Below are 26,855 nucleotides of genomic sequence, written 5' to 3' on the forward strand. Positions count from 1 at the left end.
GCGCGGCCGGGCCAATGGAAGGATTCAGCCCGTGAGTCTGACCCCCGCCTACGCCGAGCGCCTCGGCGTCCCGCTGCGCTGGTGGGTGCAGGGGACGATGCTGATCGCGTCGCTGTGGCTGGCCGTCGCGGTGGCGATGCCGCCGCTCGGGGCCTGGATCGTCACGCTCGTGGCCCTGGCGCTGATGACCTTCCTCTTCACCTCGTACGGCGGTGCGCGGGTCGTCGTGGCCGACGGCACGCTGCGCGCCGGCCGCGCCCACATCGCCGCCGAGCACCTCGGCGAGGCGGTGGCCCTGGACGCCGGGCAGACCCGCCGGACCGCCGGCGTCGACGCGGACGCCCGCGCCTACCTGCTGATCCGGCCCTACCTCAAGCGCGCGGTGAAGGTCGAGATCACCGACCCGGCCGACCCGGCGCCGTACTGGCTGATCGGCACCCGCCACCCCGAGGAGCTGGCCCGGGCCCTGACGGCCATGACTCGGGCCTGAGCCCGCTGGGTACTGTGCCGTCATGGCAAAGGACTCCTCGAAGATCTGGTCCGTCTTCTCGCTGGCCTCGGCGCTCGGCGCGGCGGCGTTGGCGAAGAAGGGGCTCGACAAGGCCTGGTCGCTGGCGACCGGGAAGCAGCCGCCGGAGAACCCGGCCGACCCCGACGTCGAGATCTGGGAGGCGGTCAGCTGGGCGATCGCCAGCGGTGTGGCCGTCGGGCTCGCCCGGATGCTCGCGCAGCGCAAGGCGGCGTCGTACTACACGCGGTCGACCGGCCACCTGCCGCCGGACCTCCGCAGGGACGGCCAGCGCGCCTGAGTCGCGCAGCCCAGGACGCACGAAGGACCTCGACCCTGCGGGGTCGAGGTCCTTCGACGTTGACGTGTGTTGACGTCTCAGGTCAGGCGGCGCAGTCGCGACAGATCATCTTCTTCTGGTCGGCCAGCTGGCTGCGGTGGTGCACCAGGAAGCAGCTCATGCAGGTGAACTCGTCCTCCTGCTTCGGCTTGACCTCGACGGCCAGCTCCTCGTGCGAGAGGTCGGCGCCGGGGAGCTCGAACGACTCGGCCGCCTCGGCCTCGTCCTCGTCGACCTTGCCGGAGTTCTTGTCGTGACGCCGCGCCTTGAGCTCTTCGATGCTCTCCTCGGACTGCTCGTCCTCGTTCTTCCGCGGTGCGTCGTAATCGGTCGCCATCGTCTTCCCAATCTCCCGTGCTGAATGCTCGCTGCGTCGTCGTCGCCGGCGCCAGATTGTGCACCATTCCGGGCCGGATTCGCACACTGGGTCCACGACGCGGAGCGTGAACATCTGGTAACGGCTTGCTATTCCGCCGCTTCGGGGGAGAAACCGGCGGTGCGCAGGGCCCCGAGGAGGTCCTCGAACCCGTGAGCAGGACCACACACCACCATCGGCGTGCCGCCCACTCCGGGATGCACCTCGAGCCGCGCGCCGGCGATCCGGGCGATCAGACCGCCCGCCGCGTGGTCCCAGAGGTTCAGGCCCTCCTCGAAGTACCCATCGAGCGATCCTTCAGCGACGTGGCACAGGTCGAGCGAGCACGCCCCCAGACGGCGCACGTCGCGCACCTCGGTGATCAGGTTCACCAGTGCCCCCATCTGCCGGCGCCGGATCCCGGCGTCGTAGTTGAAGCCGGTCCCGAGCAGCCGCAGCGCGAGCGGGGTCGGCTCCCGGACCGCGATCGGCCGGCCGTCGCGTGTCGCGAGCGCCGGGCCGTGCTCGTCGGCCAGGTGTCCGACGTACTCGGTGCCGGGCGCCACGTTGAGCACCACGCCGGCGACGAACTCGCTGCCCTCGTCGGTGGAGCGCTCGGCGGCGATCGAGACGGCGTACTGCGGGATGTCGTAGAGGAAGTTCACGGTGCCGTCGATCGGGTCGACGACCCAGCGGACGCCGCTGCGGCTCGGGACGTCGTCGCCCTCCTCCCCCAGGACCCCGTCGTCGGGCCGCCGGGCCAGCAGCCGCTCGCGGATCAGCGTCTCGCTCGCGCGGTCGGCCTCGGTGACGATGTCGACGTCGCTGCTCTTGGTCGCGGCCACGGTGACGTCGCCCCGACGGCGCTCGCGCACCAGGGCGGCCGCCTCCCGGGCCACCTCGAGCGCGAGGCCGGCGAGCTCGGCGTTCGACGCGGTCATGCGCCGGCCAGGGCGGGGCGGTCGCCGCGCGGGTTCGGGCAGCAGCCGGCCGGGCACCGGTCCCAGCAGGGCGGCAGCGCCCCGACACTGGCCCGAGCGACCTCCTCGCCGCGCTCCACCGCCGCGCGCTCGAGCAGGAGGTCGCGGACGGTCGCGACGAAGCGCGGGTCGACGCCGGCCGTCGCGGCCCGGGCTGCGGGCAGCCCCAGCCGCTCGGCCGTGGCGAGGGCCTCGGTGTCGAGGTCGTAGATGACCTCCATGTGGTCGGACACGAAGCCGATCGGCACCATCACGACGCCCGGCACGCCGTCGGCGTGGAGCGCCTCGAGGTGGTCGTTGACGTCCGGCTCCAGCCACGGGACGTGCGGGGAGCCCGAGCGCGAGCAGTAGACGAGCGCGTGCCGGTGGCGGCGACCGGTCTCCTGCCGGACCCGCTCGACGATCTCCTCGGCGACGCTCAGGTGCTGGAGGACGTAGGCCCCGCCGTCCGGTCCGCTGCCGGCGTTCATCGCCTCCGGGATCGAGTGCGTCACGAACGTCAGGTGCGCACCGTCGCGCACCTCGTCGGGCAGGTCGGCGAGGGCGGCCAGGGTCGCGTCGACCATCGGCTCCACGAAACCGGGGTGGTTGAAGTAGTGACGCAGCTTGTCCAGCTGCGGCGCGTGCTCGCCCTGCTGCCCGACGCCCTCGACCGCGTCGTAGAGGTTCTCCCGGTACTGCCGGCACGAGGAGTACGACGAGTAGGCGCTGGTGACGAAGCACGCCGCCCGGCGTACCCCGTCGGCGGCCATCTGCTGGACCGTGTCGGTGAGATAGGGGTCCCAGTTCCGGTTGCCCCAGTAGACCGGCAGGTCGAGCCCGGCGCCGTCGAGGTCCTCGCGCAGCGCGGCGAGGAAGGCGCGGTTCTGGTCGTTGATCGGCGACGTGCCGCCGAAGAGGAAGTAGTGCTCCCCGACCTCCTCCAGCCGCTCCCGCGGGATGCCGCGACCGCGGGTGACGTTCTCGAGGAACGGCACGACGTCCTCGGGTCGCTCCGGGCCTCCGAACGACACGAGCAGGACGGCGTCGTAGGGCCGGGCGTCGGGGGTCATGCCGTTCATCGTAGGGAGGGGCGGATAAGGATTCGTCGGCGGTCCGAGGCGGCCCCTAGGCTCGCCGCGTGCTCATGTCGTACCGCCGGATCCTGGCTCGTCCCGGCGCTCTGCGGTTCTCGCTGACCGGCCTCGTGGCCCGGCTGCCGATCTCGATGGTCGGCCTCGGCATCGTGCTGCTGGTCTCGGCCGCGACCGGCAGGTACGCCGTCGCGGGCGCCGTCGCGGCGGCGTACCTGATCGCCAACGCCGCCCTCGCGATCCCGCAGGGTCGCTGGCTCGACCGGTTCGGCCAGGGCCGGGTGCTGTCGGCGCTGAGCCTGGCCTTCGGCACGTTCGTCTCGCTGCTCGTCGTGGCGGTGCAGGCCGACTGGCCCATCGCGGCCGCCTACGTCTTCGCCGCGCTGGCCGGAGCGGTGCTCCCCCAGGTCGGCTCGAGCGTCCGCGCCCGGTGGTCGCACGTGCTCGACCAGCCGGCCGACGTGCAGACCGCCTACGCCCTCGAGGCCGTGCTCGACGAGGTCCTGTTCATGCTCGGGCCGATCCTGATCACCGTGCTGGCCACCGCATGGCACCCGGTCGCCGGCATCGCGGTCGCACTGGTCGCCTGCGTCGGCGGCACCCTCTACCTCGCCGGCCAGCGCGCCACCGAGCCACCTGCCCAGTCGCAGGCCACCACCTCGGGTCCGCGGCCGCCGATGCCGTGGCGGACGGTCATCCCACTGGCGGTCGTGTGTGCCGCGCTCGGCGTCCTCTTCGGCGCGGTCGAGGTCACCACCGTCGCCTTCGCCGACGAGCAGGGACACCGGGCGCTCTCCGGCGTCCTGCTCGCGCTCTGGGCGCTCGGCAGCCTGGCCGCCGGCGTGATCACCGGCGCCGTGCACTGGCGCCGCGGCCCGTCCTACCGGGTCCGATGGGGCGCGCTGGCGATGGCCTGCGCGATGGCGCCGCTGTCCTTCGTCGGGTCGCTCCCCCTGATGGGCCTCACGCTCCTCGTGGCGGGCTTCGCGATCGCGCCGACGATGATCGCCGCGATGTCGCTGACCGAGGCCGTCGTGTCGTCCGGACGGCTCACCGAGGGCATGGCGATCATGCAGACCGGCCTGGTCGCCGGCGTCGCTCCCGGCGCCACGCTGAGCGGCCTCGTCGTCGACCACCAGGGTGCCTCGTCGGCGTACCTCGTCTCGCTCGCGGCCGGCACGGTCGCCGCCCTCGCCGCGCTGGCCATCCCGCGACAGAGACCGGCCACTACGCTCACCGCGTGACCGGGTGGAGCAACTGGTCGGGTCTGGAAGCGGCCCGGCCCGCGCGCGTGGAGGATCCGGTGGACACGGCCGCGATCGTGGCGGCGGTGGAGCGGGCGCGCACCGAGGGCTCGACGGTGAAGATGGTCGGCACCGGCCACAGCTTCACCGCGATCTCCGCGCCCGAGGACACCATCCTCCGGCCGACGCACCTCGGCGGCATCCTGTCCGTCGACCGTGACGCGATGACGGTCACCGCGCTCGCCGGCACCCGGCTCGAGGTACTCAACGCCCAACTCGAGGCGATGGGCCTGAGCCTGCACAACATGGGCGACATCGCCGAGCAGACGCTGGCCGGCGCGATCTCGACCGGCACCCACGGCACCGGCGGCGTCGCGGCCTCGCTGTCCGCGCAGGTCTGCGGTCTCGAGCTGGTCACCGGCACCGGCGAGGTGGTCACCGCGACCGAGACCGAGAGCCCGGAGGTGCTCGAGGTCGCCCGGGTCGGCCTCGGCGCGCTCGGGATCCTCACGACGATCACCTTCCGCGTCGAGCCGCTCTTCGTGCTCGAGGCGAACGAGACCCCGATGTCGTGGGACGAGGCGCTCGACGGCTTCGACGAGCGGGTGGCGAACCACCACCACGTCGACACCTACTGGTTCCCGCACACCGACCGGATGCTGACCAAGACCAACGACCGCCGCGCCACCCCGGAGACCGAGCCGCTCTCCCCGCTGCGGAGGTGGTGGGACGACGAGTTCCTCTCGAACTCGCTCTTCGGCGCCCTCAACCACCTCGCCAACGCGGTGCCCGCGATCGTCCCGCGCCTCAACCAGGTCTCCAGCCGGATGCTGGCGGCCCGCTCCTACAGCGACGTCGCCCACCGGGTGTTCACCTCCCCGCGCGACGTGGTCTTCCGGGAGATGGAGTACGCCGTGCCGCGCGATGCCGGCCTCGCCGCGCTGCGCGAGGCCCGGGCGGCGATCGACGCGTCGGACCTGAGGATCACGTTCCCGGTCGAGATCCGGGTGACCCCGGCCGACGACATCGCGATGTCCACCTCGTCGGGCCGCGACTCGCTCTACCTCGCGTTCCACACCCACCGCGACGCCGACCACCGCGCGTACTTCGCGCTCGTCGAGCCCATCCTGCGCGCCCACGACGGCCGCCCCCACTGGGGCAAGGTGCACACGCGGACCGCGGCCGACCTGGAGCCGGCGTACCCGCGCTTCGGGCAGTTCCTCGCGCTGCGCGACCGGCTCGACCCGGACCGCGTGTTCGCGAACCCCTACCTGCGGCGCGTGCTCGGCGACTAGCTACACCGACGCCGAGCCCGTCGGGATCGGCGCCTGCCAGTGGCGCCAGATGGCCAGCAGCCGCCACGCGATGCAGACCCCGCCGCCGGCGAAGGCCACGGCGACCGTCGGCAGGTCGGTGTGGGCACCGGCGACGACCAGGGCGGCGCCGGCCAGCGCCGGGGTCGCGTACAGGTCGCCGCGGAACACCGCCGGCACGCGGCCCGCGAGCAGGTCGCGCAGCATGCCCCCGCCGATGCCGGTGACCATGCCCATGAGCGCGGCCGGCACGACGCCGAGGCCGTAGTCGAGCGCCTTGAACGCCCCGGTCACGCAGAACAGCCCGAGCCCGAACGCGTCGAGGACGTTGATCGAGCGCTCGGCCCGCCCGATCGCCGGGTGGAAGAAGAACGCGAGCAGGCCGGCGGCCACCGGCACCACGAGGTAGCGCCAGTCCTGGAGGGCGGCCGGCGGGGTGGCGTCGATGAGGACGTCGCGGAGGAAGCCGCCGCCCAGGCCGGTCGTCCCGGCCAGGACGAGGACCCCGAACACGTCGAGGTTCTTGCGGACCGCGACGAGGGCACCGGTGATCGCGAAGACGAAGATGCCCAGCAGGTCGAAGACGACGAGGATGAGCGGGGGCTCGGAGGTGGACACGTGGGGAGGCTAACGCCGGCGACACCGGCGACGCTCCCGGCCCAGCGGTCGGCGCTGGCGTAGGCTCGGCGCACCGCAGGCAACCCTCAGCAGGAACGGGACAGGAGCAGGACCCACCATGGCGCACCTCACGCTCGCCGGAGTGAGCGATGACGGGAAGCGCCTGCGCCTCCGGGACGAGGACGGGACCGAGCACACCGTCGAGATCGACGCCCGCCTCCGGGCCGCCCTGGGAGACCCGCCCTCCCGCCGATTGGAGACCAAGATGGACAGTGCCCTCCGGCCGCGTGACATCCAGGCCCGCATCCGCGCGGGCGAGACGCCCGAGGCGGTGGCCCAGGCGGCCCAGACGTCCGTCGACAAGATCATGGCCTTCGCGGCGCCCGTGCTCGCCGAGCGCCAGCACGTCGCCGAGCGCGCCCAGCGCTCGTCGGTACGCCGCGGCGAGGGTGCGGCCCCGCACGGCGCCCGCACCCTCGGCGACGCCGTCACCACGCACCTGCGCGGCCTCAACGTCGACCCCGACAGCGTCGAGTGGGACGCCTGGCGCCGCGAGGACGGGCGGTGGTCGATGACCGCCGGCTTCACCGCGGCCGACCGCTCCGGCACCGCCGAGCTCACCTTCGACGCCCCCGGCAACTACGTCACGCTCGACAACGACGACGCCCGCTGGCTGGTCGGCGAGGCCGTCGCCCCCACACCCGCCCACCGCGACGACCTGCGCCAGGCCCGCGAGCGCCGGCTCACCTCGGTCCAGGACGACGAACTGCCGCTCGGCGACGAGCTCGGCGCCGACGCGATCGACCTGGTCTCCGGCGCGGGCGTGGGCTCCGACCAGCCGGTCGAGGCGTTCCTCGACGAGGAGCCGCCCACCGAGCCCGAGGTCGTCGAGCACGAGGCGGAGGCCCGCGAGGAGGCCGAGGAGGCCGCGGCCGAGGACGACCTGCACGGCTCCGACGACCTCCACGACCACGAGCACGAGCAGCCGACCCGGCGCCCCGTGAAGAAGACCCGGGGCCGGGCCTCGGTCCCGAGCTGGGACGAGATCATGTTCGGCGGCGGCGACAAGGGGTGACTCGGACGTGTGACCCGGGGGTAACGTCCCCCCATGTCGTCGTACTTCGTCACCGGCGCGACCGGCTTCATCGGCCGGCACCTGGTCCGTGAGCTGCTCGACCACCGCGACCGCGAGGTCTTCGTGCTCGTGCGCGAGTCCTCGCTCCCCCGCATGGAGGCGTTGATCGCCCGCTGGGACACCGACCGGGTCACCCCGGTCGTCGGCGACCTCGGCGCGGACGCGCTCGGCGTCGACCCCGGCTGGGTCGAGGAGCACCGGGGGAAGGTCGACCACTTCTTCCACCTCGCGGCGATCTACGACATGACCGCCGACGACGAGACCAACGAGGCGCTCAACGTGGGCGGCACCCGCCACGCGCTCTCGCTGGCCGAGGCACTCCGGGTGGGCTGCTTCCACCAGGTGTCCTCGGTGGCCGCCGCCGGCGAGTACCGCGGGCGGTTCGACGAGACGATGTTCGACGAGGGACAGCGCCTGCCCTCGCCGTACCACCGCACGAAGTTCGAGTCCGAGCGGATCGTGCGCACCGAGGCGACCGTGCCGTGGCGGGTCTACCGGCCGGCGATCGTCGTCGGGGCCTCCGACACCGGCGAGATGGACAAGATCGACGGCCCCTACTACTTCTTCGGCGTCATCAAGGCGATGCGCGACCGGCTGCCCGGCTGGCTGCCGATGCTCGGCGTCGACCTCGGCGACACCAACGTGGTGCCGGTCGACTACGTCGCCGCCGCGATGGACCACATCGCGCACCTGCCCGACCGCGACGGCGAGGCGTTCCACCTGGTCAACCCGGAGCCGCAGCCGGTGATCGACATGGTCAACGCGTTCTGCGGCGCCGCCGGCGCGCCGCGGTTCCTCACGCCGGTCGACCGCAAGCGGACGCGGCTCCTCCCCCAGCCGCTCACCCCGGCGGGCGCGCTCAACCTGCTCGCGAAGCAGCCGGTGGTGCAGTCGGCGCTCGACCTGGCGACCAGCCGGGTCGGCGTGCCGGCCGAGGTGCTGGCGCACACGTCCTTCCAGGCCCACTTCGACTCCCGGCGCACCGAGCAGGCGCTGGCGGGCTCCGGCATCGGCGTCCCCGAGCTCGACTCCTACGCCCGCAACCTCTGGGGCTACTGGGAGGAGCACCTCGACGACGCGACCGGCCGGGACGCCCGGGTGCGCGAGAAGCTCCAGGGCAGGTACGTCGTGGTCACCGGCGCCTCCTCCGGCATCGGCAAGGTGACCGCGCTCAAGGTCGCGCAGGCCGGCGGGACGCCGGTGCTCGTGGCCCGGGGCAAGGAGAAGCTCGACGAGCTGCGGGCCGTGATCGAGGACCGCGGCGGCCAGGCCGTGGTGCAGCCCTGCGACCTGTCCGACCTCGACGCGATCGACGCGCTCTGCGAGTCCCTCACCGCCGAGCTCCCCTCGATCGACTTCGTCGTCAACAACGCCGGCCGCTCGATCCGCCGGTCGCTGCGGCTCTCGCAGGACCGGTTCCACGACTTCGAGCGCACCATGCAGCTCAACTACTTCGGCGCCGTCCGCCTGGCCATGGGCCTGATCCCGTCGATGCGCGAGCAGAGGCGCGGACACATCGTGAACGTCTCCTCGATCGGCGTGCAGACCAACCCGCCGCGGTTCTCGGCCTACGTCGCCTCGAAGGCCGCGCTCGACTCGTGGAGCAACGTGGTCGCCTCGGAGCTCGTCGGCGACGGCATCACGTTCACCAACATCCACATGCCGCTGGTGCGGACGCCGATGATCGCCCCGACCAAGCTCTACGACAAGTTCCCCACGATCTCACCGGCGCAGGCCGCGGACCTGGTGATCGAGGCGATGGTCGAGCGCCCGCACGAGATCAACACGCTGCTCGGCAACGCCGGCGCGGTCGCGCACACGGTGGCCCCGAAGCTGGCGTTCCGGGTGCTCAACATGGCCTACCACGTGTTCCCGGACTCGGCGGCCGCGAAGGGCCCGCCGGCCGAGGGCGGCACCCGCGAGTCGGAGCAGATCATGCTCGCGAGGATGTTCAAGGGCGTCCACTGGTAGGCCCGGCCACCGGCCGGCCGGGGTCGGTGACCCAGCCCGACCAGCTGCCCGGGTAGAGCGCGGCCGGGATCCCCGCGACCTCCAGCGCGATGATGTCGTGCACCGCGGTGACCCCCGACCCGCAGTAGACGGCGACGCTCGGCTCGTCGCCAGGCGCGTCGCCGGACACGCCGGCGGCGGCGTACAGCGCGCGGAGCTCGTCGGCGGAGCGGAACCGCCCGTCCGCGCGCAGGTTCGTGCTCGTCGGCACGTTCACGGCGCCCGGGATGTGGCCGGCGACCGGGTCGATCGGCTCGACCTCGCCGCGGTAGCGCTCCGGGGCCCGGGCGTCCACGAGGACGGGTACGCCGAGCACCGCGTCGGCCTCGACGACCGGCATGCCGCCCGGGTGGGCGGTGAAGTCGCCGCGGCCGGGCAGCGTGGTGCCGGTGTGCACCGCTCCCCCCGCCTCGACCCAGGCCGGCCAGGCGCCGTCGAGCACCCGCACGTCCTGGTGGCCGTGGTGGCGCAGCAGCCACCAGGCCCGGCCGGCGGCGAGGCCGGCCCAGTCGTCGTAGACCACCACCGGCCGGTCGTCGCGCACTCCGGCCCGGCGCATCGCGGCCTCGAAGTCGGCCGGGTCCGGCAGCGGATGGCGGCCGCCCGCGCCCGGCGCCGCCGCCAGGTCGGCGTCCAGGTCGACGTACACCGCACCCGGGACGTGGCCCCGCTCGTACTCCTCGCGGCCGCCCGGCCCGCCCATCCGGTAGCGGACGTCGAGGACGGTCACGCCGCCCAGGGCCTGGTGGAGCTCGGCGGCGGAGATCAGCGGGGATCGCATGAGAGGATTCTGCCCCGTGGCTGAACTGCACTTCTTCACCGGCACCATGGACTCCGGCAAGAGCACGCTGGCGCTCCAGACGAACCACAATCACGCGGCGCGCGGGTTGGTGGGCCGGCTGTTCACCACCCACGACCGGGCCGGCGAGGCGAAGCTCTCCAGCCGCCTCGGGCTGACCCACGAGGCGCTTGAGGTGACGCCGGACTTCGACTTCTGGCGCTACGTCGTCGACTCGCTGACCCAGGGCGGCCGGATCGACTACCTCGTGTGCGACGAGGCACAGTTCTACACGCGCACCCAGATCGACCAGCTCGCCAAGATCGTCGACGAGCTGCAGATCGACGTGTTCGCCTTCGGCATCCTCACCGACTTCCGCACCCAGCTCTTCGAGGGCAGCGCCCGGCTGGTCGAGCTGGCCGACCGGATGCACGTGCTCCAGGTCGAGGCGCTGTGCTGGTGCGGCAAGCGCGCCACCCACAACGCCCGCACCGAGAACGGCATCATGGTCGTCGAGGGCGAGGTGATCGTGGTCGGCGACGTCGATGCGGTCGACCAGCCCCCGGCCGGCCCCGACGACATCGCCTACGAGGTGCTCTGCCGCCAGCACCACCGCCGCCGGCTCACCGCCGCGCGCGCCAAGGCGGTCTCGCTCGCCCCGGAGCCGCTGCCGTTCGGCTGAGCTCAGCTCACCAGCAGCGGGATCAGCATCTCGTCGGGCGTGAGCGAGCCGTGGAGGCCGACCAGCGAGGCCTCGTAGGGGAAGTCGACCGAGGAGAGCACGGCCAGGTCGTCGTGGGCCGCGACGACCACGTCGCCCAGGCGGGGAAGGACCGACGGCGCGACGGCGCCGAACCAGCCGCGCTCGATCGCCTGCGCCCGGGTGAGCACGGTCGCCCGCGGCCCGAGCACGGCGGTCCAGGTGGCGACGACGTCGGCGACGGCGCCGTTGTGGCAGTAGAGGTGGCGGAAGCGCGCCTCGCCGCCCAGCAGGGCGACGCCGTCCCGCAGCTCGGCGTGCTCGTCGATGTCGACCCGCGAGGCGGGCGAGGAGTCGACCATGCCGTGGTCGGCGACGACGAGCAGCCGCACCGACGGCGGCAGGGTCTCGCGCAGCTGCTCGGCCTCGGCGTCGACCATCGCGAGCTGCTGCAGCCACTGGTGGGACGCGACGCCCCACTTGTGGCCGGTCCAGTCGAGGTCGGAGTCGTAGAGGTAGGTGAGCGACGCGGGCTCGCGGGACGCGGCGACCGCGGCGGCGATCCGCTCGCCGACCTTGTCGGCGCCGACGTAGTCCGCCCCCCGGTGCGCGGCCATCGTCAGCCCGGAGTCCTCGAACTCCCGCTTGTTGACCACGGTCACGGTCGCGCCGAGCTCGCGCAGCCGCGAGAACGCGGTCGGGTGCGGCTGCCACTCGACCGGGTCGACGTCCTTGTCCCACCACAGCGCGTTGAGCAGCTTGTCGGTGCCGGGGACCCGCGACGTGAAGCCGACGAGCCCGTGCGCGCCCGGGGTCAGCCCGGTGCCGAACGACGTCAGGCTGGTCGCCGTCGTGGACGGCACGCCGGCGGTCGCGGTCGCCTGCTCGGTCAGCTGCGAGGCGAGGAACGGCGCGGCGTGCGCGTGGCTCTCCAGCAGCCGGGCGCCCAGGCCGTCGACGAGGAAGACGACGTACGCCGACGCGTCGGGGAGCTCGAGGCCGACCCCACCACCAGCAGGACCACCAGCAGGACCACCAGCAGGACCACCCGCCACGTTCAGCGGCAGGCCGAGCGCCGCGCCGACCGCGGGCACCACGTCGCCGAGCGACCTCGAGCCGTAGGCGGGCTCGAGGAAGGCGGTCACTGCGTCCGGGCGGAGAGCGACTCCGCGAAGGCCAGCAGCCGGTTCACGGCCTCGGCCCCGTCGGCCGCGGACGAGACCCGCAGCGAGAAGTCGTCGGAGGCGAGCACGCCCGTGTAGCCGTGGTCGGCGTCGCAGTTCGGGTCCGAGCAGCCGGCCGGCTCGAGGTCGACCCGGCTCACCCCGCCCCACCCGATGGTCACGACCGCCTCGGCCGGCCGGCTCGGCCCGGCGGTCGGGTTGGCGATCATGCGGGTGACGACCACGGACTTCACCGAGGACAGCGAGACCGCCTCGGTCGAGGTCGACGTGTACGGCTCGGGCAGCAGGTCGTCGCCCTCGTGCTCGTCGGTGTGCGCGATGATCAGCCGGGTCGGCGTGAGCACCACGACGGACAGGTGGCGGCGCACCTCGTCCCGGTCGAAGGTCGGCTCGTGGTGCACGAAGAACGACACCACCTGCTCCCCCGCGACGGCCGCGTCGACGCCCTCCGCGACGACGTCCGGGTAGTACCCGGTCCGGTCGATGGCGTCCCTGAGCTCCGGGGTCCTGCTGCTCCGCATGACGGCCAGTCTTGCACGCACCGGGGGTGGGTCACTGCGGCAGCGTGTCCCCCGCGGGTGTGGCGAGGCGACGGACGAACCAGTCCGACCGCGGGTCGGTGACCGGGTCGACGCGGGCGGCGGCCGTGAGCACCGTCGCGCCGTCGGCCCCGGCGAGGACCAGCGACAGCTCCAGGGAGCTGATCTGCGGCAGGTCGTTCTGGAGCTGCGCGACCCGCTGGATCAGCCGCTCCACCTCCGCGACGTCGACGACCTCGCTGCCGCGGTAGCCGAAGAGCATCGGCGCCGACTTGATCTCGCGCACCATCGAGGCGGCGTCGCGCTCCCCCAACGGCGGGATCCGGTAGGCCTTGTCGGCCAGCAGCTCGGTGAGCGGGCCGGCGATGCCGAACGAGACGACCGGGCCGAACAGCGGGTCCTCGATGCTGCGGATCGCCACGGGCACCCCGGGGCGGGAGTTCTTCTGGACGACGAACCCGGCGTGCTCGGGGTTGGTGATGAGCTTCGACAGCGAGTCCCAGGCGTCGCGCATCTCCTCGGCGTTGTCGATGTTGCGCCACACGTGGGCCTGGTCGGGCCGCTCGCGCAGGTGCTCGGCGGTCGCCTTGAGCACGACGTCCCACCCGAGAGCCTCGCCGGCGGCCACGGCCTCCTCGCGCGAGGAGACCGGCCGGGTCTGCCAGAGCTCGATGCCGTACGCCGCCAGCAGCCTCGTGAGCGTGTCGGCGTCGAGCTCGACCCCCTCGGGGTGGGCCGAGAGCAGCTCGTTGACCAGCCGCCTCGCCGCCGCGGCGTCGACCTCCGCGGGGTCGGCGGGCGAGCCGTCGGGGGTGCGCAGCCAGACGGCGTAGTCCACGACCCGGGCGAGCGCCCGGACCGCCGCCTCCACGCCCGGGTAGGACGGGACCGAGCCGCGGCCCGCGGTCGAGCCGGCGACGTCGGGGACGCGCAGCAGCTCGGGGACGCCCTCGGCGCCGAGGAAGGAGGAGACCAGCGGCTTGTCGGACTGCTCGCCGACCGCGGCGAGCACGTTGGCGACGTCCTCGCCGGACACGTTGATCGGCGGCACGTAGACCGCGACCACCGAGTCGATCTCGGGGTCGTCGATGGCCGCGTCGAGGGCGTCCTCGAAGTCCTCCGCGCCCGCGTCGGTGCCCAGCGCCGTGGACTTGTTGACCACGAGCCCGACCGCGGCGGCGGCGTCCGCGGCGAGCAGGCCCAGCGCGTCGGAGTTGCCGACGATCGCGACCCGGCGCCCGCGGGGCAACGGCTGGTGGGCCAGCAGCTGGGCGACGTCGAACATCTCCTCGAGCGTGTCGACCTGGATCACGCCGGCCTGGCGGAACATCGCGTCGACCGCGGCCGGCGGGGCGGCGATCTGGCGGACCGCGTGGCCCATCGGCACGCCCTGCGTGGTCCGGCCGGAGCGGACCGCGATGATCGGCTTGCGCAGCGAGACCCGCCGCGCGATCCGGGAGAACTTGCGCGGGTTGCCGATGGACTCCAGGTAGAGCAGGACGACCTCGGTCGAGTCGTCCTCCTCCCAGTACTGGAGGAGGTCGTTGCCGGAGACGTCGGCGCGGTTGCCCGCGCTGACGAACGTCGAGAGGCCGAGGCCGCGGTTGTAGACCTTCTCCAGGATCGCGGTGCCCAGGGCGCCGGACTGGCAGAAGAAGCCGGCGCGGCCGCGGGGCGGCATCAGCGGCGAGAGCGAGGCGTTGAGCGAGACGTCGCTCTGGGTGTTGATGATGCCCAGCGCGTTCGGGCCGATCAGCCGCAGCCCGTAGGAGCGCGAGAGCCCGACCAGCTTGCGCTGCCGGACCCGGCCCTCCTCACCGGTCTCGGCGAAGCCCGACGAGATCACGACCAGCCCGTGCACGCCCTTGGCGGCGCAGTCGAGCACGACGTCCTGCACCGACTCCGCGGGCACGGCGACGATCGCGACGTCGACGTCGTCGGGGATGTCGCCGACGGTCTTGTACGTCGGCAGGCCGCTCACCGCGTTCGCGCTGGGGTTCACGGCGTACACGCGGCCGGTGAAGTCGCCGGTCACCAGGTTGCGCACCAGCGCCTGGCCGATGGTCTCCTGGCGGCGGCTCGCGCCGATGACCGCGACCGAGCGCGGCTTGAAGAACTTCTCGATCGACGCGGCCTCCGCGCGGTGCTCGCGGCTCATCATCACGCCGATCGCGGTGTCGGTCGGGTCGATGGAGAACTCCAGCTGGAGGACGCCCTCCTCGTACTCGCTCACCACGCGGTAGCCGGCGTCGCGGAAGGTCTGGATCATCCGGGCGTTGTCCGGGAGGACCTCCGCGATGAACCGGTCGATGCCCCGCTCGCGGCCGGCCTGGGCGAGGTGCTCGAGCAGCAGTTGCCCGATCCCGCGGCCCTGGTGCTGGTCCTCCACGAGGAACGCCACCTCGGCCTCACCGGGCTTGACCTCGTCGTACCGGCCCACGGCGATGATCCGCCCCTGCAGGGTCAGCACGAAGGCGACCCGCTTCACGTGGTCGACGTTGATGAACCGGGCGAGGTCGCGCTCGGAGAGCCGCGGCATCGGGGAGAAGAACCGGTAGTACTTCGACTGGTCGGAGACCCGGCTGTAGAACTCGACGAACAGGTCCTTGTCGTCGGGCCGGATCGGCCTGATGTGCGCCGTGCGGCCGTCGCGGAGCAGGACGTCGGCCTCCCAGTGCTTCGGGGGCGCGGCTATGTCCACTGCGACATCCGTGGTCTCGCTCACGCCTGAAATCTAGCCTGCCCGGGTGAAGACGGCGTGGCCGTGCCGTTTCGGTCGGTGGAGGTTGAGAGGATCACAGGCATGGCACGGCGTACGACGAAGCAGGACCTTCCCGACGACTTCGAGGAGCACATCCTCGACACCGACATCAAGCAGGAGATGGAGTCGTCGTTCCTCGAGTACGCCTACTCCGTCATCTACTCCCGCGCGCTGCCGGACGCCCGGGACGGGCTGAAGCCGGTCCAGCGACGGATCCTGTTCACGATGAACGACATGGGCCTGCGGCCCGACCGCGGCCACGTCAAGAGCGCCCGCGTCGTCGGCGAGGTGATGGGCCGGCTGCACCCGCACGGCGACGGCGCGATCTACGACGCGCTGGTCCGCCTGGCCCAGCCGTGGTCGATGCGGCTGCCGATGATCGACGGCCACGGCAACTTCGGCTCGCCCGACGACTCCCCCGCCGCGATGCGCTACACCGAGTGCCGGATGGCGCCGCCCGCCGTCGCGATGACCGCGTCGATCGACGAGGACACTGTCGACTTCCGCCCCAACTACGACTCCCGCGAGTTCGAGCCCGGCGTGCTGCCCTCGGCGATCCCCAACCTCGTCGTCAACGGGACGACGGGCATCGCGGTCGGCATGGCCACGAACTGCGCGCCGCACAACCTGGTCGAGGTCGTCCAGGCGCTGCGCCACCTGATCACCCACCCCCGGGCCGGCGTGGACGACCTGATGCGGTTCATCCCCGGCCCCGACCTCCCCACCGGCGGCAAGATCGTGGGGCTTGACGGCATCCGCGACGCCTACGAGACCGGCCGCGGCACGTTCCGCATGCGGGCCACCGCGCGGGTCGAGGCGATCACCAACCGCCGCAAGGGCATCGTGGTCACCGAGCTGCCCTACGGCGTCGGCACCGAGAAGGTCGTCGAGCGGATCAAGACGCTCGTCCAGGGCAAGAAGCTCCAGGGCATCTCCGACATCAAGGACCTCACCGACCGCGAGAACGGGCTCCGGCTGGTGATCGAGGTCAAGAACGGCTTCGTGCCGGAGGCGCTGCTCGAGCAGCTCTACAAGCTGACGCCCATGGAGGACACCTTCGGCATCAACGCGGTCGCGCTGGTCGACGGCCAGCCGCGCACGCTGTCGCTCAAGGAGATGCTGCAGGTCTTCCTCGACCACCGGTTCGAGGTCGTCCGCCGGCGCTCGGTCTTCCGCCGCGGCAAGGCCGCCGACCGCCTGCACCTCGTCGAGGGCCTGCTCCTGGCGATCCTCGACATCGACGAGGTCATCCAGCTGATCCGCTCCAGCGACAACGCCGCCGCCGCGAAGGAGCGGCTGATGTCGGTCTTCGACCTGTCGGAGGCCCAGACCGACTACATCCTCGACATGCCGCTGCGCCGGCTCACGAAGTTCTCCCGCATCGAGCTGGAGAAGGAGCAGGACGAGCTGCGCGCGACGATCGAGGCGCTCGACGCGATCCTGGGCGACGAGAAGCTGCGCTGGAAGGTCGTCTCCGACGAGCTGGCCGAGGTCGCGAAGACCTTCGGCACCCCGCGCCGCACGGTGCTGCTCGAGTCCGCCGGCACGGCGGTCACCGCGGCCGCCGTACCCCTCGAGGTCGCGGACGACCCGTGCCTGGTCTACCTCTCCTCCTCCGGGCTCCTCGCCCGCACCGCGAACGCCGAGCAGCCCGGTCAGGGCGGCGGCCGGGCCAACCACGACGTGGTGGTCTCGGCGGTCCGCGCGACCGCGCGCGGCGAGGTCGGCGGCCTGACGAGCGCCGGCCGGCTGGTCAAGATCGGCGTGCTCGAGCTGCCGCAGCTGCCCGACACCGCCAACGACCCGCACCTCGCGGGCGGCCTCCCGGTGAGCGAGATCCTCGCGCTCGAGCCGGGCGAGCGCCTGCTCGGGCTGTGCACGCTCGCCACCGAGGGCCCCGGGCTCGCGCTCGGCACCCGCCAGGGCACCGTGAAGCGGGTCAACCCCGAGGTGCTCGGCAAGGACGAGTGGGAGGTCATCCGGCTCGCCGACGGCGACGAGGTCGTCGGCGCGGTCGAGCTCACCACCGGCCGCGAGACGCTGTGCTTCATCACGTCCGACGCCCAGCTGCTGCACTTCGGCGCCGACGCGGTCCGCCCGCAGGGGCGCTCCGGCGGCGGCATCGCCGGCATCCGGGTCACCGGCGGCGAGCGGGTCGTGTTCTTCGGTGCGATCGACCCCGACGCGCCCGAGGGCTCGGTGGTGGTCACCTCGTCCGGCTCCTCGACCGCGCTGCCCGGCACCGAGCCGGGCTCGCTCAAGGTCACGCCGTTCTCGGAGTACCCTGCCAAGGGCCGCGCCACCGGCGGCGTCCGCTGCCACCGGTTCCTCAAGGGCGAGGACGCGCTGGTCCTGGCCTGGGCCGGCACGGCGCCCGCGCGGGCGGCCGCGGCCAGTGGCGCCCCCGTCGACCTGCCCGAGGCGACCGGCAAGCGCGACGGCTCCGGCGTGCCCGGCAGCCAGCCGATCGCGGCGTGCGCGGGCCCGGTCGCCGCTCGCGTCCGTGTGGAAGGCTGACCCGGTGCGCAGACCCCGACTCACCTCGGCCCTGGCCGTCGGCGTTCTCCTCGCCGCCGTCACCGCGTGCGGCGGCGACGACAGCTCGGCCGACGACACGCCTCCCGAGGACGTGCTCGCCGCCGCGAAGACCACGCTCGACGAGACCAGCGGGGTGCACCTCACCCTCGCGACCGACAACCTCCCCGACGGCGTGACCGGCGTGGAGAAGGCCCAGGGCGTGGCCACGCACGCGCCGGCGTTCGAGGGCACGATCACGGTCAACCTGCTCGGCCAGGCCGTCGAGGTCCCGGTCGTCGCGGTCGACGGCACGGTCTACGCCGAGCTGCCGTTCACCAGCGGCTTCCAGGACGTCGACCCGGCCGACTACGGCGCGCCGGACCCGGCGCAGCTGATGAACCCCGACGCCGGCCTCTCCACGCTCCTGAGCGAGACCACCGGCCTCGAGCGGGGCAACAGCGTCCGGGGCGGCGACGACAACAGCGAGGTGCTCACCGAGTACTCCGGCTCCGTCACCGGCGAGGTGATGCAGCACGTCATCCCGACCGCGTCCGGGGACTTCGACGTCGTCTACACGATCACCGACGACGACGACGAGCTCCGTGCGGCCCGGCTCACCGGCGTCTTCTACGCGGACTCCGAGCCGATGAGCTACGTCGTGACCTTCGAGGACTACGGCACCGAGCAGGACATCACCGCGCCATGACGCGCTCGCCGCGCTGGCTGCTCGGACTTGCCGCAGTCGCCGTGGCCTTCGCGGCGGCGGACACCTACGTGGTCGTCCTCGCGCTGCCGGAGATGATGGCCAGCTCCGGCATCCCGGTCGACGAGCTCCAGCGCGCGGCCCCGATCGTGTCCGGCTTCCTGCTCGGCTACGTCGCCATGCTGCCGCTCATCGGCCGGATCGCCGACCTGCGGGGCCGGGTGCCGGTCCTCGTCGCCGCGCTCGTGGTGTTCGCGGTCGGCTCGCTGATCACCACGCTGGCCTACGACATGCCGTCGATGGTCACCGGCCGCTTCCTCCAGGGTGTCGGGGGCGGCGGCCTGGTGCCCGCCACGCTCGCGCTGGTCGCCGACCTCTACCCCGCCGAGCGTCGCGGGGTCCCGCTCGGCATCGTCTCCGCCGTCCAGGAGCTCGGTAGCGTGGTCGGCCCGCTGTTCGGCGCCCTCGTGGTCGCCGTCGCCGACTGGCGGGCGATCTTCCTGATCAACCTCGCCGTCGGCCTGGTGCTCGCGGCCGCGATCCGCTCGCTGGCCGGGGACCGCCCTCCGCGGGACCTGCGCCGCTTCGACTGGGTCGGGCTCGTGCTCCTGGGCGCCGCGCTGGTCACCGGGGCGCTCGTCTGCGTGCGTCCGTCCCAGCTGATGCGCGACCTCACATGGGGCCGGCTGTTCATCCCCGTCCTCGGCGACGGGCGCTGGCTCACGCCGCTGGGCCTCACCGCGATCCTCGCCTGCGCGCTGCTCGTGGTCCGCTGCTGCACCGCGCGGCGGCCGCTGCTCGACGTCCGCGAGTGGGTGCGCACCATGCGCGCGGCCGACCTGCTCGGCGCGCTGCTGCTCGCGCTCGCGCTGTCCGGGGTGATCCTCGCCTTCGCGACCGCCGACCCGAAGATCCAGGTCTTCTCCGACCAGGGGCTCTGGTACCTCCTCGGCGCCGCGCTCGCCGCCGTCGCCTTCGTGCTCCACCTGCGCCGGGCCGAGGTGCCGCTGGTGCCGACCGGCGCGCTGCGCCGTACCCCTGCCTGGGGAGCGATGCTGGTCAGCTTCTTCGTCGGCGCCGCGCTGATCGCCGCGCTCATCGACATCCCGCTGTTCGCGCGGACCACGATCTACCCCGGTGACCAGCTGATGGCCGCGCTGGTGCTGGTGCGGTTCCTGGTCGCGCTGCCGGTCGGCGCGGTGATCGGCGGCTGGCTGACCCGGTCGGTCGGCGCCGGGGTCGTCACCGCGATCGGGATGGCGGCCGCGGCCGGCAGCTTCCTCTGGATGTCGACGTGGGACCTCGAGAGCCTGGACAGCCCGGTCGCGACGCTGCCGCTGGTGCTCGGCGGGCTCGGCTTCGGCCTCGCGCTCGCCCCGGTGAACGCCGCCGTGCTGGCCAGCACCGACGACGACGTGCACGGCCTGGCCAGCGCGTTCGTGGTGGTGTCGCGGATGGTCGGCATGCTCGTCGGCATCTCGGCCCTGACCACGATCGGGCTGCGCCGCTACTACGCCGAGCAGGCCGACCTGCCCGCCGCCCGCGAGGTCTGCGGCGACTCGACCCGGTGCGCGGAGTTCACGGAGCTGCTCAAGACCGCCGGCATCGCCCAGGAGCAGACGGTGTTCCTCGGCGCCGCCGCGTGCGCGGTCGTCGCCGGCGTGCTCGCCCTCGTCCTGTTCCGCAGCGCGGCCACCCGCGCCGTCTCGACCGGCGACCTGCTGCGCGCGGCCGGATGAGCGTCCGATAACGTCGCCGCTCGTGGACGGCTTCGATGACCTGCTCGCCGCCAACCAAGAGTTCGCGGCCTCCTTCGACCTCGCCGGCTTCGACGGCGTCGCCCACGCGGGCGTCGCGATCGTGACCTGCATGGACTCGCGGATCGATCCGCTGCGGATGCTGGGCCTCAAGGCCGGCGACGCCAAGATCTTCCGCAACCCGGGTGGCCGGGTGACGCCGGAGGCCATGGAGGCCCTCGTGCTGGCCGTCCACCTGCTGAACGTGGAGCGGGTGCTGATCGTCCCGCACACCCGCTGCGCCGTGGCCAGCAACACCGAGGCCGCGCTGCGCGAGCGCGTCGCCGCCTCCGCCGGCCAGGACGCCTCGTGGCAGCCCTTCCCCGTCGTCGCGGACCAGACGGCCGCCCTCCGCGAGGACGTCCAGAAGGTGCGCTCCCACCCGCTCGTCCCCGACGCCACCCTCGTCGGCGGCTTCCTCTACGACGTCGACACCGGCCTGCTCGACCAGCTGGTCTGACCCGTCGAGTTGGGCCCCCCTCCCCGTTGAGTTGGGCCCCCTCGCAATCGAGTTGGGCCGTTCTCCCGGGCGGGCGGGAGTTTCGCCCCTCTCGCACGCGAACATGGCCCAACTCGACGTGAGGGATCAGGCGTCGAGCGCCTCCATGTCGACCTCGTAGGCGCCCTGGACGATGAACTCCTTGCGCGGGGCGACCTCGGAGCCCATGAGCAGCTCGAAGATGTTCGCCGCGGCGTCGGCGTCGTCGATGGTGAGCCGGCGCAGGGTGCGGTGGCGCGGGTCCATCGTGGTCTCGGCCAGCTGGTCGGCGTCCATCTCGCCGAGGCCCTTGTAACGCTGGACCGGGTCCTTCCAGCGCACGTTCTTCTTCTTCAGCTCCGCCAGCGTCCGCTGGAGCTCGGCGTCGGAGTACGTGTAGACGTACTTGTCCATGCCCTTCTTCGGGTTGGAGATCTCGATGCGGTGCAGCGGAGGCACGGCGGTGTAGACCCGCTTCTCGGTGATCAGCTCGGGCATGTACTTGTAGAACAGCGTCGCCAGCAGGCAGCGGATGTGCGCGCCGTCGGAGTCCGCGTCGGCCATGAAGATGATCCGGCCGTAGCGGCGCGCCTCCAGGTCGAAGGTCCGACCCGAGCCGGCGCCGACGACCTGGATGATCGAGGCGCACTCGGCGTTCTTCAGCATGTCGCCGACCGACGCCTTCTGGACGTTGAGGATCTTGCCGCGGATCGGCAGCAGTGCCTGGAACTCGGAGTTGCGGGCGAGCTTGGCGGTGCCGAGCGCCGAGTCGCCCTCGACGATGAACAGCTCGGTCCGCTCGTTGTCGGTCGCCCGGCAGTCGGCCAGCTTCGAGGGCAGGGCGGAGGACTCCAGCGCGTTCTTCCGGCGCTGGGTCTCCTTGTGCTGCCGCGCCGCGACGCGGGTCTTGGCCGCGCCGGCGACCTTCTCCATGACCAGCTTGGCCTGGGCCTTCTCGGCCCGCTTGGTCGAGGTCAGGAACTTCTTGAGCTCGGCCGACACCACGCGGCGTACGACGGTGCGCGCGGCCGGCGTACCGAGGATCTCCTTGGTCTGGCCCTCGAACTGCGGCTCCGCGAGCCGGACGGTCACCACCCCGGTGAGGCCCTCGAGCACGTCGTCCTTGATGACGTCGTCGTCGTTGACCTTGAGGACCTTGGTGGCCTTCATCGCCTCGTTGAACGTCTTGGTGACCGCGCTCTCGAAGCCGCTGACGTGGGTGCCGCCCTTGGGGGTGGCGATCACGTTCACGAACGACCGCAGCACGGTCTCGTAGCCGGTGCCCCACCGGACGGCGACGTCGACCTGGAGCTCGCGCTCGACCTCCTGGGGCGTCATGTGGCCCTTGTCGTCGAGCATCGGCACCGTCTCGGTGAAGGTGTCGGCGCCCTGGAGCCGGATGATGTCGGTGACCGGCTCGTCGGGCGCGAGGAAGTCGGCGAACTCCGCGATGCCGCCGTCGTGGCGGAACTTCTCCTCGCGCGGGGTCTCGCCGCGCAGGTCCCGGATCACCAGCTCGAGGCCGGGGACGATGAACGAGGTCTGGCGGGCGCGCCCGATCAGCTCGTCGAAGACGAACGCGGCGTCCTTGGTGAAGATCCGGCGGTCCGGCCAGAACCGGATCCGGGTCCCGCTCCTGCCCTTCGCGACGCGGCCGCCCTTGCGGGTCAGGCCGGACTTCGGCTCGAACGCCGCGTCCGGGCCCTCGCCGGCGAACACGCCCGGGGCACCGTGCCGGAACGACAGGCCCTGCTCGGACGGCGAGCGCTGGACGTCGATGTCCATCCGCGCCGACAGCGCGTTGACGACCGAGAGGCCGACGCCGTGCAGGCCTCCGGTGGCGACGTACGAGCCGCCGCCGAACTTGCCGCCCGCGTGGAGCTTGGTCGCCACGACCTCGACGCCCGGGAGGCCGGTCTTGGGCTCCTTGTCGGTCGGGATGCCGCGGCCGTCGTCGTGGACCTCGGCCGAGCCGTCCGGGTGCAGTGTCACCTGGACGCTGTGCGCGGCGCCGGCCAGTGCCTCGTCCACGCCGTTGTCGATGATCTCCCACAGGCAGTGCATGAGACCGCGCGTGTCCGTCGAGCCGATGTACATCCCGGGACGCTTGCGCACCGCCTCCAGTCCCTCGAGGACGAGGAGGTGCGCTGCGTTGTACGTGTTGTCGATGGTGGGGCTCCTGCGGTGCGACAGCTGTGCGAAATCCGGTCCGTGCTCTGCTCCGAATCTACCTGCGACACGCCGGACCCCGATGAAGGCTCGCCTGCCGACGCCGGGGCTACCGTGGGCAGCACTTCCCCGGAGCAGCACCAGGCACCACCGCGGTTGTCACGATGTGGACACGATCGGCGCTCGGGAGCCCCGATTCCGCAACGAGACGGTCCGGACCCGCGTCACACTCAGCACAGAGCGTCGTTCTCCTCACATCCGGTTGCCCATTGCATGGAAAAGCGTCCGAACGGGAAGAGAACACATGATTGGATGACGTGTCCGGCGCCACGCACGACAGGGAATCTTGGAACCCGCCAGTACGTTGACCCAGACACCGAGGCAGTACGAGAAATGAGGCCGATGTGACCACTGCAGTTGCCCCCAGCACCGCCGCGCTGAGCGCCGCGGACCGTTGTGACCGTTGCGGAGCCCAGGCCTACCTCCGCGTCGAGCTCCAGTCGGGCGGTGAGCTGCTCTTCTGCGCCCACCACGCGCGGGAGCACGGCGACAAGCTCCGCGAGATCGCCGCCAACGTCGTCGACGAGACCCACAAGCTCTCCAGCACCCCGGCCAGCGCCGCGGACGACGAGCGCTGACCCGACTCCGTACCGACTTCCAGCGGGGCCCCGGACCACGTCCGGGGCCCCGCTGTGTCGTCCGGAGTCCCTAGGATCAGCCCGTGTCCGTGACCGAGGTCCTCGTCGCCGTCGTCATCGCCGTCGGCCTGGTCGGCATCCTCGTGCCGATCCTCCCCGGCTCCGTGCTGGTCGCCGGCGGCATCCTGGTCTGGGCGGTCGTGACCGGCGGTACGACGGCCTGGCTGGTCTTCGGGGTCGCGGCCGCGCTCATCGTGGTCGGCGCCGTGGTGAAGTACCTCATCCCCGGCCGGCAGCTCCAGGTCGCCGGCATCCCGGCCTCCACGCAGTGGATCGGGGTCGCCCTCGGCGTGGTCGGGTTCTTCGTGATCCCGGTCGTCGGCCTCTTCCTGGGGTTCGTGGTCGGCGTCTACCTCGCCGAGCTACGCCGGGTCGGCGCGGACCGGGCCTGGCCCTCCACCGTCCACTCCCTCAAGGCGGTCGGCTGGAGCATCGTGATCGAGCTGGTCTTCGCACTGCTGGCGACCGGGACGTGGGTCGCGGGGGTCGTCGCCACGTGAGCGTGCTCCTCTCGCTGCTCGCCGCGGTGTCGTACGGCGTGAGCGACTTCAGCGGCGGCCTGTTCTCCCGCCGCGGCGGCGTCTGGGCGGTCTCGCTCCTCGGCCAGCTGACGGGGTTCACCGTCGTGCTGACGGTGGCGCTGGTCACCGGCGGCTCCCCCACCGGCACCGACCTCGCCTGGGCGCTGGTCGCCGGCGTCGCCAACGGCATCGGGACGGCGTTCCTCTACCGCGGGCTCTCCGCGGGCCGGATGGGCGTGGTCGCGCCCGTCTCGGGCGTCGGGGCCGTGCTCGTGCCGGTCGTCGTCGGGGTGGTCGGCGGGGAGCGGCCCGGCCCCCTGGTGTGGGTGGGCGTGCTGCTGGCCCTGCCCGCGATCTGGCTGGTCTCCCGCGAGCCGGACCAGCAGCCGGCCGCCGGCACCGCCGGCGGCAGCGGCCTGGCCGACGGCGTCCTGGCCGGCCTCGGCTTCGGCACGCTCTTCGCGGCGCTCGCGCAGATCCCCGAGGAGGCCGGCTTCCTGCCCCTGGCGGCCAACCAACTGATGGCCGCCGCGACCATCGTCGGCGTGGCGCTCGCGCTGCGGGCCGACTGGGTGCCGCGCAACCGCTACGCCCTCGGCGGCGCGATCAGCGGCGTGCTCGGCACCCTCGCGACCGGCTCGTTCCTGGTCGCGACCCAGCACGGCTACCTCACCGTGGCGGCCGTGATCACGTCGCTCTACCCCGCCTTCACCGTGCTGCTCGCCGCCACCGTGCTCCGCGAGCAGGTGCACCGCATGCAGGGCTACGGGATGGTGCTGTGCGCTGCCGCGGTCGTGCTGGTGGCCGCCGGCTGACTCTGGTTCGAACAGTCCCGAAGGACGTCCAGCCGTCAGTCCAGGTAGTCGCGCAGGACCTGCGAGCGCGACGGGTGCCGCAGCTTCGACATCGTCTTGGACTCGATCTGGCGGATGCGCTCGCGCGTGACGCCGTACACCTTGCCGATCTCGTCGAGCGTCTTCGGCTGGCCGTCGGTGAGGCCGAACCGCATGCTGACGACGCCGGCCTCGCGCTCGGAGAGCGTGTCGAGGACCGCGTGGAGCTGCTCCTGGAGCAGCGTGAACGACACGGCGTCGGCCGGGACGATCGCCTCGGAGTCCTCGATGAGGTCACCGAACTCGGAGTCGCCGTCCTCGCCGAGCGGGGTGTGCAGCGAGATCGGCTCGCGGCCGTACTTCTGGACCTCGATGACCTTCTCGGGGGTCATGTCGAGCTCCTTGGCGAGCTCCTCCGGGGTGGGCTCGCGGCCCAGGTCCTGGAGCATCTGGCGCTGGACGCGGGCCAGCTTGTTGATGACCTCGACCATGTGCACCGGGATGCGGATGGTGCGGGCCTGGTCGGCCATGGCGCGGGTGATGGCCTGCCGGATCCACCAGGTGGCGTACGTCGAGAACTTGTAGCCCTTGGTGTAGTCGAACTTCTCGACCGCACGGATCAGGCCCAGGTTGCCCTCCTGGATCAGGTCCAGGAACAGCATGCCGCGGCCGGTGTAGCGCTTGGCCAGCGAGACGACGAGGCGGAGGTTGGCCTCGAGCAGGTGGTTCTTGGCGCGGCGTCCGTCCTCCGCGATCCACTCGAGCTCCTCGAGCACCTTCGGGGAGATCTTGCCGCCCTTGGCGAGCTTCTCCTCCGAGAACAGGCCGGCCTCGATCCGCTTGGCGAGCTCGACCTCCATCTCGGCGTTGAGCAGCGGGACCTTGCCGATCTGCTTGAGGTAGTCCTTGACCGGGTCGGCGGTCGCACCGGCGACCATGACCTGCTGCTCAGGCTCGTCGGTGTCGTCGGCCGCGGAGACGACGAAGGACGCGTCCTTCTCGTCCTCCTCGATCGTCGGGTCGGACTTGACGTCCTTCTCGAACTGCTCGTCCGGGATGTCCGGGAGGACCTTCTTGCCGTCGGGGCCGATCACGACCTCCGCCTCCGCGGGCGCGGCCTCGGCGTCGGCGGCCGGGGCGGCCGCCTTCTTCGCCGGGGCGGCCGGCTTCTTGGCCGCCGCCTTCTTGGTCGCGGTCTTCGCGGTCGTCGTCTGGCGAGCGGAGGTCGCGGCGACGGCGCGGCTGGTCGCGGGGATCTGGACGTGGATGCCCAGCACACTCAGGTGCGCCAGCAGGGCCTTGAGGTGGCGCGGCTCGACGGCGGCGTCCTCACTGGCCTGCCGGACCTCCTCGGGGGTGATGCTGCCGGCGGGGGCACCTCGCTCGATGAGGGCCACGACGGCAGGGTGCGTGAGCACCTCGGCAGGAAGCATCTTGCGCGCGTTCGAGGACACGAACACCTCTCGTGGAAACGACGGTCAAACCTGATCAAGGGCGCGGCCCGTCCCGGTGTCGTCAAGAGCCGCGGGATTCATTCTGCCACGGGCACCCTGAGATCCCCGCAATCGCCCTGATCGGCGGTCCCGATGCAGCCCGACCGGT

Annotated in this window: 24 protein-coding genes; 14 read left to right on the forward strand and 10 right to left on the reverse strand. The window is 72.3% G+C overall.

What is annotated here, in order from left to right; all coding sequences use genetic code 11:
* Nucleotides 1-31: 31 nt before the first annotated feature.
* A complete protein-coding gene (locus tag ACYQ0U_RS07965) occupies nt 32-490 on the forward strand; it encodes a DUF3093 domain-containing protein (protein WP_459971348.1) in 459 nt (152 codons plus the stop codon).
* 22 nt (nt 491-512) lie between these two features.
* The gene (locus tag ACYQ0U_RS07970) at nt 513-809 is read left to right on the forward strand and encodes a DUF4235 domain-containing protein (RefSeq protein WP_459971350.1); all 297 of its coding nucleotides are present in this window, start codon (nt 513-515) and stop codon (nt 807-809) included.
* 82 nt (nt 810-891) lie between these two features.
* Here the strand turns inward: ACYQ0U_RS07970 and ACYQ0U_RS07975 are convergent, their stop codons facing one another.
* The 3 genes from ACYQ0U_RS07975 to ACYQ0U_RS07985 all read right to left on the reverse strand — a co-directional run bounded on the left by ACYQ0U_RS07975 (nt 892) and on the right by ACYQ0U_RS07985 (nt 3,235).
* Complete coding sequence (locus tag ACYQ0U_RS07975) at nt 892-1,185, reverse strand: DUF4193 domain-containing protein (protein WP_459971352.1); 294 nt, start codon at nt 1,183-1,185, stop codon at nt 892-894.
* A gap of 128 nt (nt 1,186-1,313) precedes the next feature.
* Complete coding sequence (locus ACYQ0U_RS07980) at nt 1,314-2,144, reverse strand: inositol monophosphatase family protein (protein WP_459971354.1); 831 nt, start codon at nt 2,142-2,144, stop codon at nt 1,314-1,316.
* Nucleotides 2,141-3,235, reverse strand: coding sequence for a ferrochelatase (locus tag ACYQ0U_RS07985; RefSeq protein ID WP_459971356.1), 1,095 nt, complete (start codon nt 3,233-3,235; stop codon nt 2,141-2,143). Before ACYQ0U_RS07985 ends, ACYQ0U_RS07980 begins: the two co-directional genes overlap by 4 nt.
* 74 nt (nt 3,236-3,309) lie before the next feature.
* Here ACYQ0U_RS07985 and ACYQ0U_RS07990 point away from each other — a divergent pair, with 74 nt between their 5' ends.
* Nucleotides 3,310-4,500: an MFS transporter gene (locus ACYQ0U_RS07990; protein ID WP_459971419.1), complete on the forward strand. Its 1,191-nt coding sequence runs from the start codon at nt 3,310-3,312 to the stop codon at nt 4,498-4,500.
* Nucleotides 4,497-5,795 (forward strand): D-arabinono-1,4-lactone oxidase, encoded by a 1,299-nt coding sequence (locus tag ACYQ0U_RS07995; RefSeq protein WP_459971359.1) that lies wholly within the window; start codon nt 4,497-4,499, stop codon nt 5,793-5,795. Before ACYQ0U_RS07990 ends, ACYQ0U_RS07995 begins: the two co-directional genes overlap by 4 nt.
* On the opposite strand, the gene ACYQ0U_RS08000 is transcribed toward ACYQ0U_RS07995, so the two are convergent.
* Nucleotides 5,796-6,431, reverse strand: coding sequence for a trimeric intracellular cation channel family protein (locus tag ACYQ0U_RS08000; RefSeq protein ID WP_459971361.1), 636 nt, complete (start codon nt 6,429-6,431; stop codon nt 5,796-5,798).
* A 118-nt stretch (nt 6,432-6,549) separates the two neighbouring features.
* On the opposite strand from ACYQ0U_RS08000, the gene sepH reads away from it, so the two are divergent.
* Nucleotides 6,550-7,506, forward strand: coding sequence for a septation protein SepH (gene sepH / locus ACYQ0U_RS08005; protein WP_459971363.1), 957 nt, complete (start codon nt 6,550-6,552; stop codon nt 7,504-7,506).
* Between the two features lie 33 nt (nt 7,507-7,539).
* The gene (locus tag ACYQ0U_RS08010; protein WP_459971366.1) at nt 7,540-9,537 is read left to right on the forward strand and encodes an SDR family oxidoreductase; all 1,998 of its coding nucleotides are present in this window, start codon (nt 7,540-7,542) and stop codon (nt 9,535-9,537) included.
* Here ACYQ0U_RS08010 and ACYQ0U_RS08015 read toward each other — a convergent pair.
* Entirely contained in the window at nt 9,518-10,357 is an 840-nt protein-coding gene (locus ACYQ0U_RS08015) for a sulfurtransferase (RefSeq protein ID WP_459971368.1), read from the reverse strand. The genes ACYQ0U_RS08010 and ACYQ0U_RS08015 overlap by 20 nt on opposite strands.
* Here ACYQ0U_RS08015 and ACYQ0U_RS08020 point away from each other — a divergent pair.
* Nucleotides 10,356-11,036 carry a thymidine kinase gene (locus tag ACYQ0U_RS08020; RefSeq protein ID WP_459971370.1) on the forward strand — a complete coding sequence of 227 codons (681 nt, stop codon included), beginning with the start codon at nt 10,356-10,358 and terminating at the stop codon, nt 11,034-11,036. The two genes, ACYQ0U_RS08015 and ACYQ0U_RS08020, sit on opposite strands and share 2 nt — an antisense overlap.
* A gap of 2 nt (nt 11,037-11,038) precedes the next feature.
* Here ACYQ0U_RS08020 and ACYQ0U_RS08025 read toward each other — a convergent pair whose 3' ends face one another.
* The 3 genes from ACYQ0U_RS08025 to ACYQ0U_RS08035 are packed head-to-tail and all read right to left on the reverse strand — an operon-like array spanning nt 11,039 to nt 15,502.
* A complete protein-coding gene (locus ACYQ0U_RS08025; protein ID WP_459971372.1) occupies nt 11,039-12,199 on the reverse strand; it encodes an alkaline phosphatase family protein in 1,161 nt (386 codons plus the stop codon).
* Complete coding sequence (locus ACYQ0U_RS08030) at nt 12,196-12,759, reverse strand: DUF5998 family protein (RefSeq protein WP_459971374.1); 564 nt, start codon at nt 12,757-12,759, stop codon at nt 12,196-12,198. The genes ACYQ0U_RS08025 and ACYQ0U_RS08030 overlap by 4 nt, the downstream gene beginning before the upstream one ends.
* 31 nt (nt 12,760-12,790) lie before the next feature.
* A complete protein-coding gene (locus ACYQ0U_RS08035; RefSeq protein WP_459971377.1) occupies nt 12,791-15,502 on the reverse strand; it encodes a bifunctional acetate--CoA ligase family protein/GNAT family N-acetyltransferase in 2,712 nt (903 codons plus the stop codon).
* 78 nt (nt 15,503-15,580) lie between these two features.
* On the opposite strand from ACYQ0U_RS08035, the gene ACYQ0U_RS08040 reads away from it, so the two are divergent.
* From ACYQ0U_RS08040 to ACYQ0U_RS08055, 4 genes are read left to right on the forward strand one after another with little or no spacing between them, the layout of a single operon-like run.
* Nucleotides 15,581-18,055 carry a DNA gyrase/topoisomerase IV subunit A gene (locus tag ACYQ0U_RS08040; RefSeq protein WP_459971379.1) on the forward strand — a complete coding sequence of 825 codons (2,475 nt, stop codon included), beginning with the start codon at nt 15,581-15,583 and terminating at the stop codon, nt 18,053-18,055.
* Between the two features lie 4 nt (nt 18,056-18,059).
* Nucleotides 18,060-18,761 carry an LppX_LprAFG lipoprotein gene (locus tag ACYQ0U_RS08045; protein WP_459971381.1) on the forward strand — a complete coding sequence of 234 codons (702 nt, stop codon included), beginning with the start codon at nt 18,060-18,062 and terminating at the stop codon, nt 18,759-18,761.
* On the forward strand, nt 18,758-20,497 hold the full coding sequence (locus ACYQ0U_RS08050) for an MFS transporter (RefSeq protein ID WP_459971383.1): 1,740 nt from the start codon (nt 18,758-18,760) through the stop codon (nt 20,495-20,497). The genes ACYQ0U_RS08045 and ACYQ0U_RS08050 overlap by 4 nt, the downstream gene beginning before the upstream one ends.
* Before the next feature lie 22 nt (nt 20,498-20,519).
* Nucleotides 20,520-21,014, forward strand: coding sequence for a beta-class carbonic anhydrase (locus ACYQ0U_RS08055; protein WP_459971385.1), 495 nt, complete (start codon nt 20,520-20,522; stop codon nt 21,012-21,014).
* 126 nt (nt 21,015-21,140) lie between these two features.
* Here the strand turns inward: ACYQ0U_RS08055 and ACYQ0U_RS08060 are convergent, their stop codons facing one another.
* Complete coding sequence (locus ACYQ0U_RS08060) at nt 21,141-23,225, reverse strand: DNA gyrase/topoisomerase IV subunit B (RefSeq protein ID WP_459971421.1); 2,085 nt, start codon at nt 23,223-23,225, stop codon at nt 21,141-21,143.
* A 380-nt stretch (nt 23,226-23,605) separates the two neighbouring features.
* On the opposite strand from ACYQ0U_RS08060, the gene ACYQ0U_RS08065 reads away from it, so the two are divergent.
* The 3 genes from ACYQ0U_RS08065 to ACYQ0U_RS08075 all read left to right on the forward strand — a co-directional run bounded on the left by ACYQ0U_RS08065 (nt 23,606) and on the right by ACYQ0U_RS08075 (nt 25,235).
* Entirely contained in the window at nt 23,606-23,839 is a 234-nt protein-coding gene (locus tag ACYQ0U_RS08065; protein ID WP_459971388.1) for a DUF7455 domain-containing protein, read from the forward strand.
* Between the two features lie 83 nt (nt 23,840-23,922).
* Nucleotides 23,923-24,399, forward strand: coding sequence for a DUF456 domain-containing protein (locus ACYQ0U_RS08070; protein WP_459971390.1), 477 nt, complete (start codon nt 23,923-23,925; stop codon nt 24,397-24,399).
* The gene (locus ACYQ0U_RS08075) at nt 24,396-25,235 is read left to right on the forward strand and encodes an EamA family transporter (protein ID WP_459971393.1); all 840 of its coding nucleotides are present in this window, start codon (nt 24,396-24,398) and stop codon (nt 25,233-25,235) included. The genes ACYQ0U_RS08070 and ACYQ0U_RS08075 overlap by 4 nt, the downstream gene beginning before the upstream one ends.
* Nucleotides 25,236-25,270: 35 nt before the next feature.
* Here ACYQ0U_RS08075 and ACYQ0U_RS08080 read toward each other — a convergent pair whose 3' ends face one another.
* Nucleotides 25,271-26,713: an RNA polymerase sigma factor gene (locus ACYQ0U_RS08080; RefSeq protein WP_459971395.1), complete on the reverse strand. Its 1,443-nt coding sequence runs from the start codon at nt 26,711-26,713 to the stop codon at nt 25,271-25,273.
* Between the last annotated feature and the right edge of the window lie 142 nt (nt 26,714-26,855).

The organism is Nocardioides pyridinolyticus, assembly GCF_054653575.1.

Bases quoted from the DNA above. Each gene is read 5' to 3' on its own strand.
- ACYQ0U_RS07970 (WP_459971350.1), top strand. From the start codon at position 513: ATGGCAAAGGACTCCTCGAAGATCTGGTCCGTCTTCTCGCTGGCCTCG.
- ACYQ0U_RS08010 (WP_459971366.1), top strand. From the start codon at position 7,540: ATGTCGTCGTACTTCGTCACCGGCGCGACCGGCTTCATCGGCCGGCAC.
- ACYQ0U_RS07990 (WP_459971419.1), top strand. From the start codon at position 3,310: ATGTCGTACCGCCGGATCCTGGCTCGTCCCGGCGCTCTGCGGTTCTCG.
- ACYQ0U_RS08020 (WP_459971370.1), top strand. From the start codon at position 10,356: ATGAGAGGATTCTGCCCCGTGGCTGAACTGCACTTCTTCACCGGCACC.
- ACYQ0U_RS08015 (WP_459971368.1), bottom strand. From the start codon at position 10,357: ATGCGATCCCCGCTGATCTCCGCCGCCGAGCTCCACCAGGCCCTGGGC.
- ACYQ0U_RS07980 (WP_459971354.1), bottom strand. From the start codon at position 2,144: ATGACCGCGTCGAACGCCGAGCTCGCCGGCCTCGCGCTCGAGGTGGCC.
- ACYQ0U_RS08030 (WP_459971374.1), bottom strand. From the start codon at position 12,759: ATGCGGAGCAGCAGGACCCCGGAGCTCAGGGACGCCATCGACCGGACC.
- ACYQ0U_RS08040 (WP_459971379.1), top strand. From the start codon at position 15,581: ATGGCACGGCGTACGACGAAGCAGGACCTTCCCGACGACTTCGAGGAG.
- sepH (WP_459971363.1), top strand. From the start codon at position 6,550: ATGGCGCACCTCACGCTCGCCGGAGTGAGCGATGACGGGAAGCGCCTG.
- ACYQ0U_RS07975 (WP_459971352.1), bottom strand. From the start codon at position 1,185: ATGGCGACCGATTACGACGCACCGCGGAAGAACGAGGACGAGCAGTCC.
- ACYQ0U_RS08050 (WP_459971383.1), top strand. From the start codon at position 18,758: ATGACGCGCTCGCCGCGCTGGCTGCTCGGACTTGCCGCAGTCGCCGTG.
- ACYQ0U_RS07985 (WP_459971356.1), bottom strand. From the start codon at position 3,235: ATGACCCCCGACGCCCGGCCCTACGACGCCGTCCTGCTCGTGTCGTTC.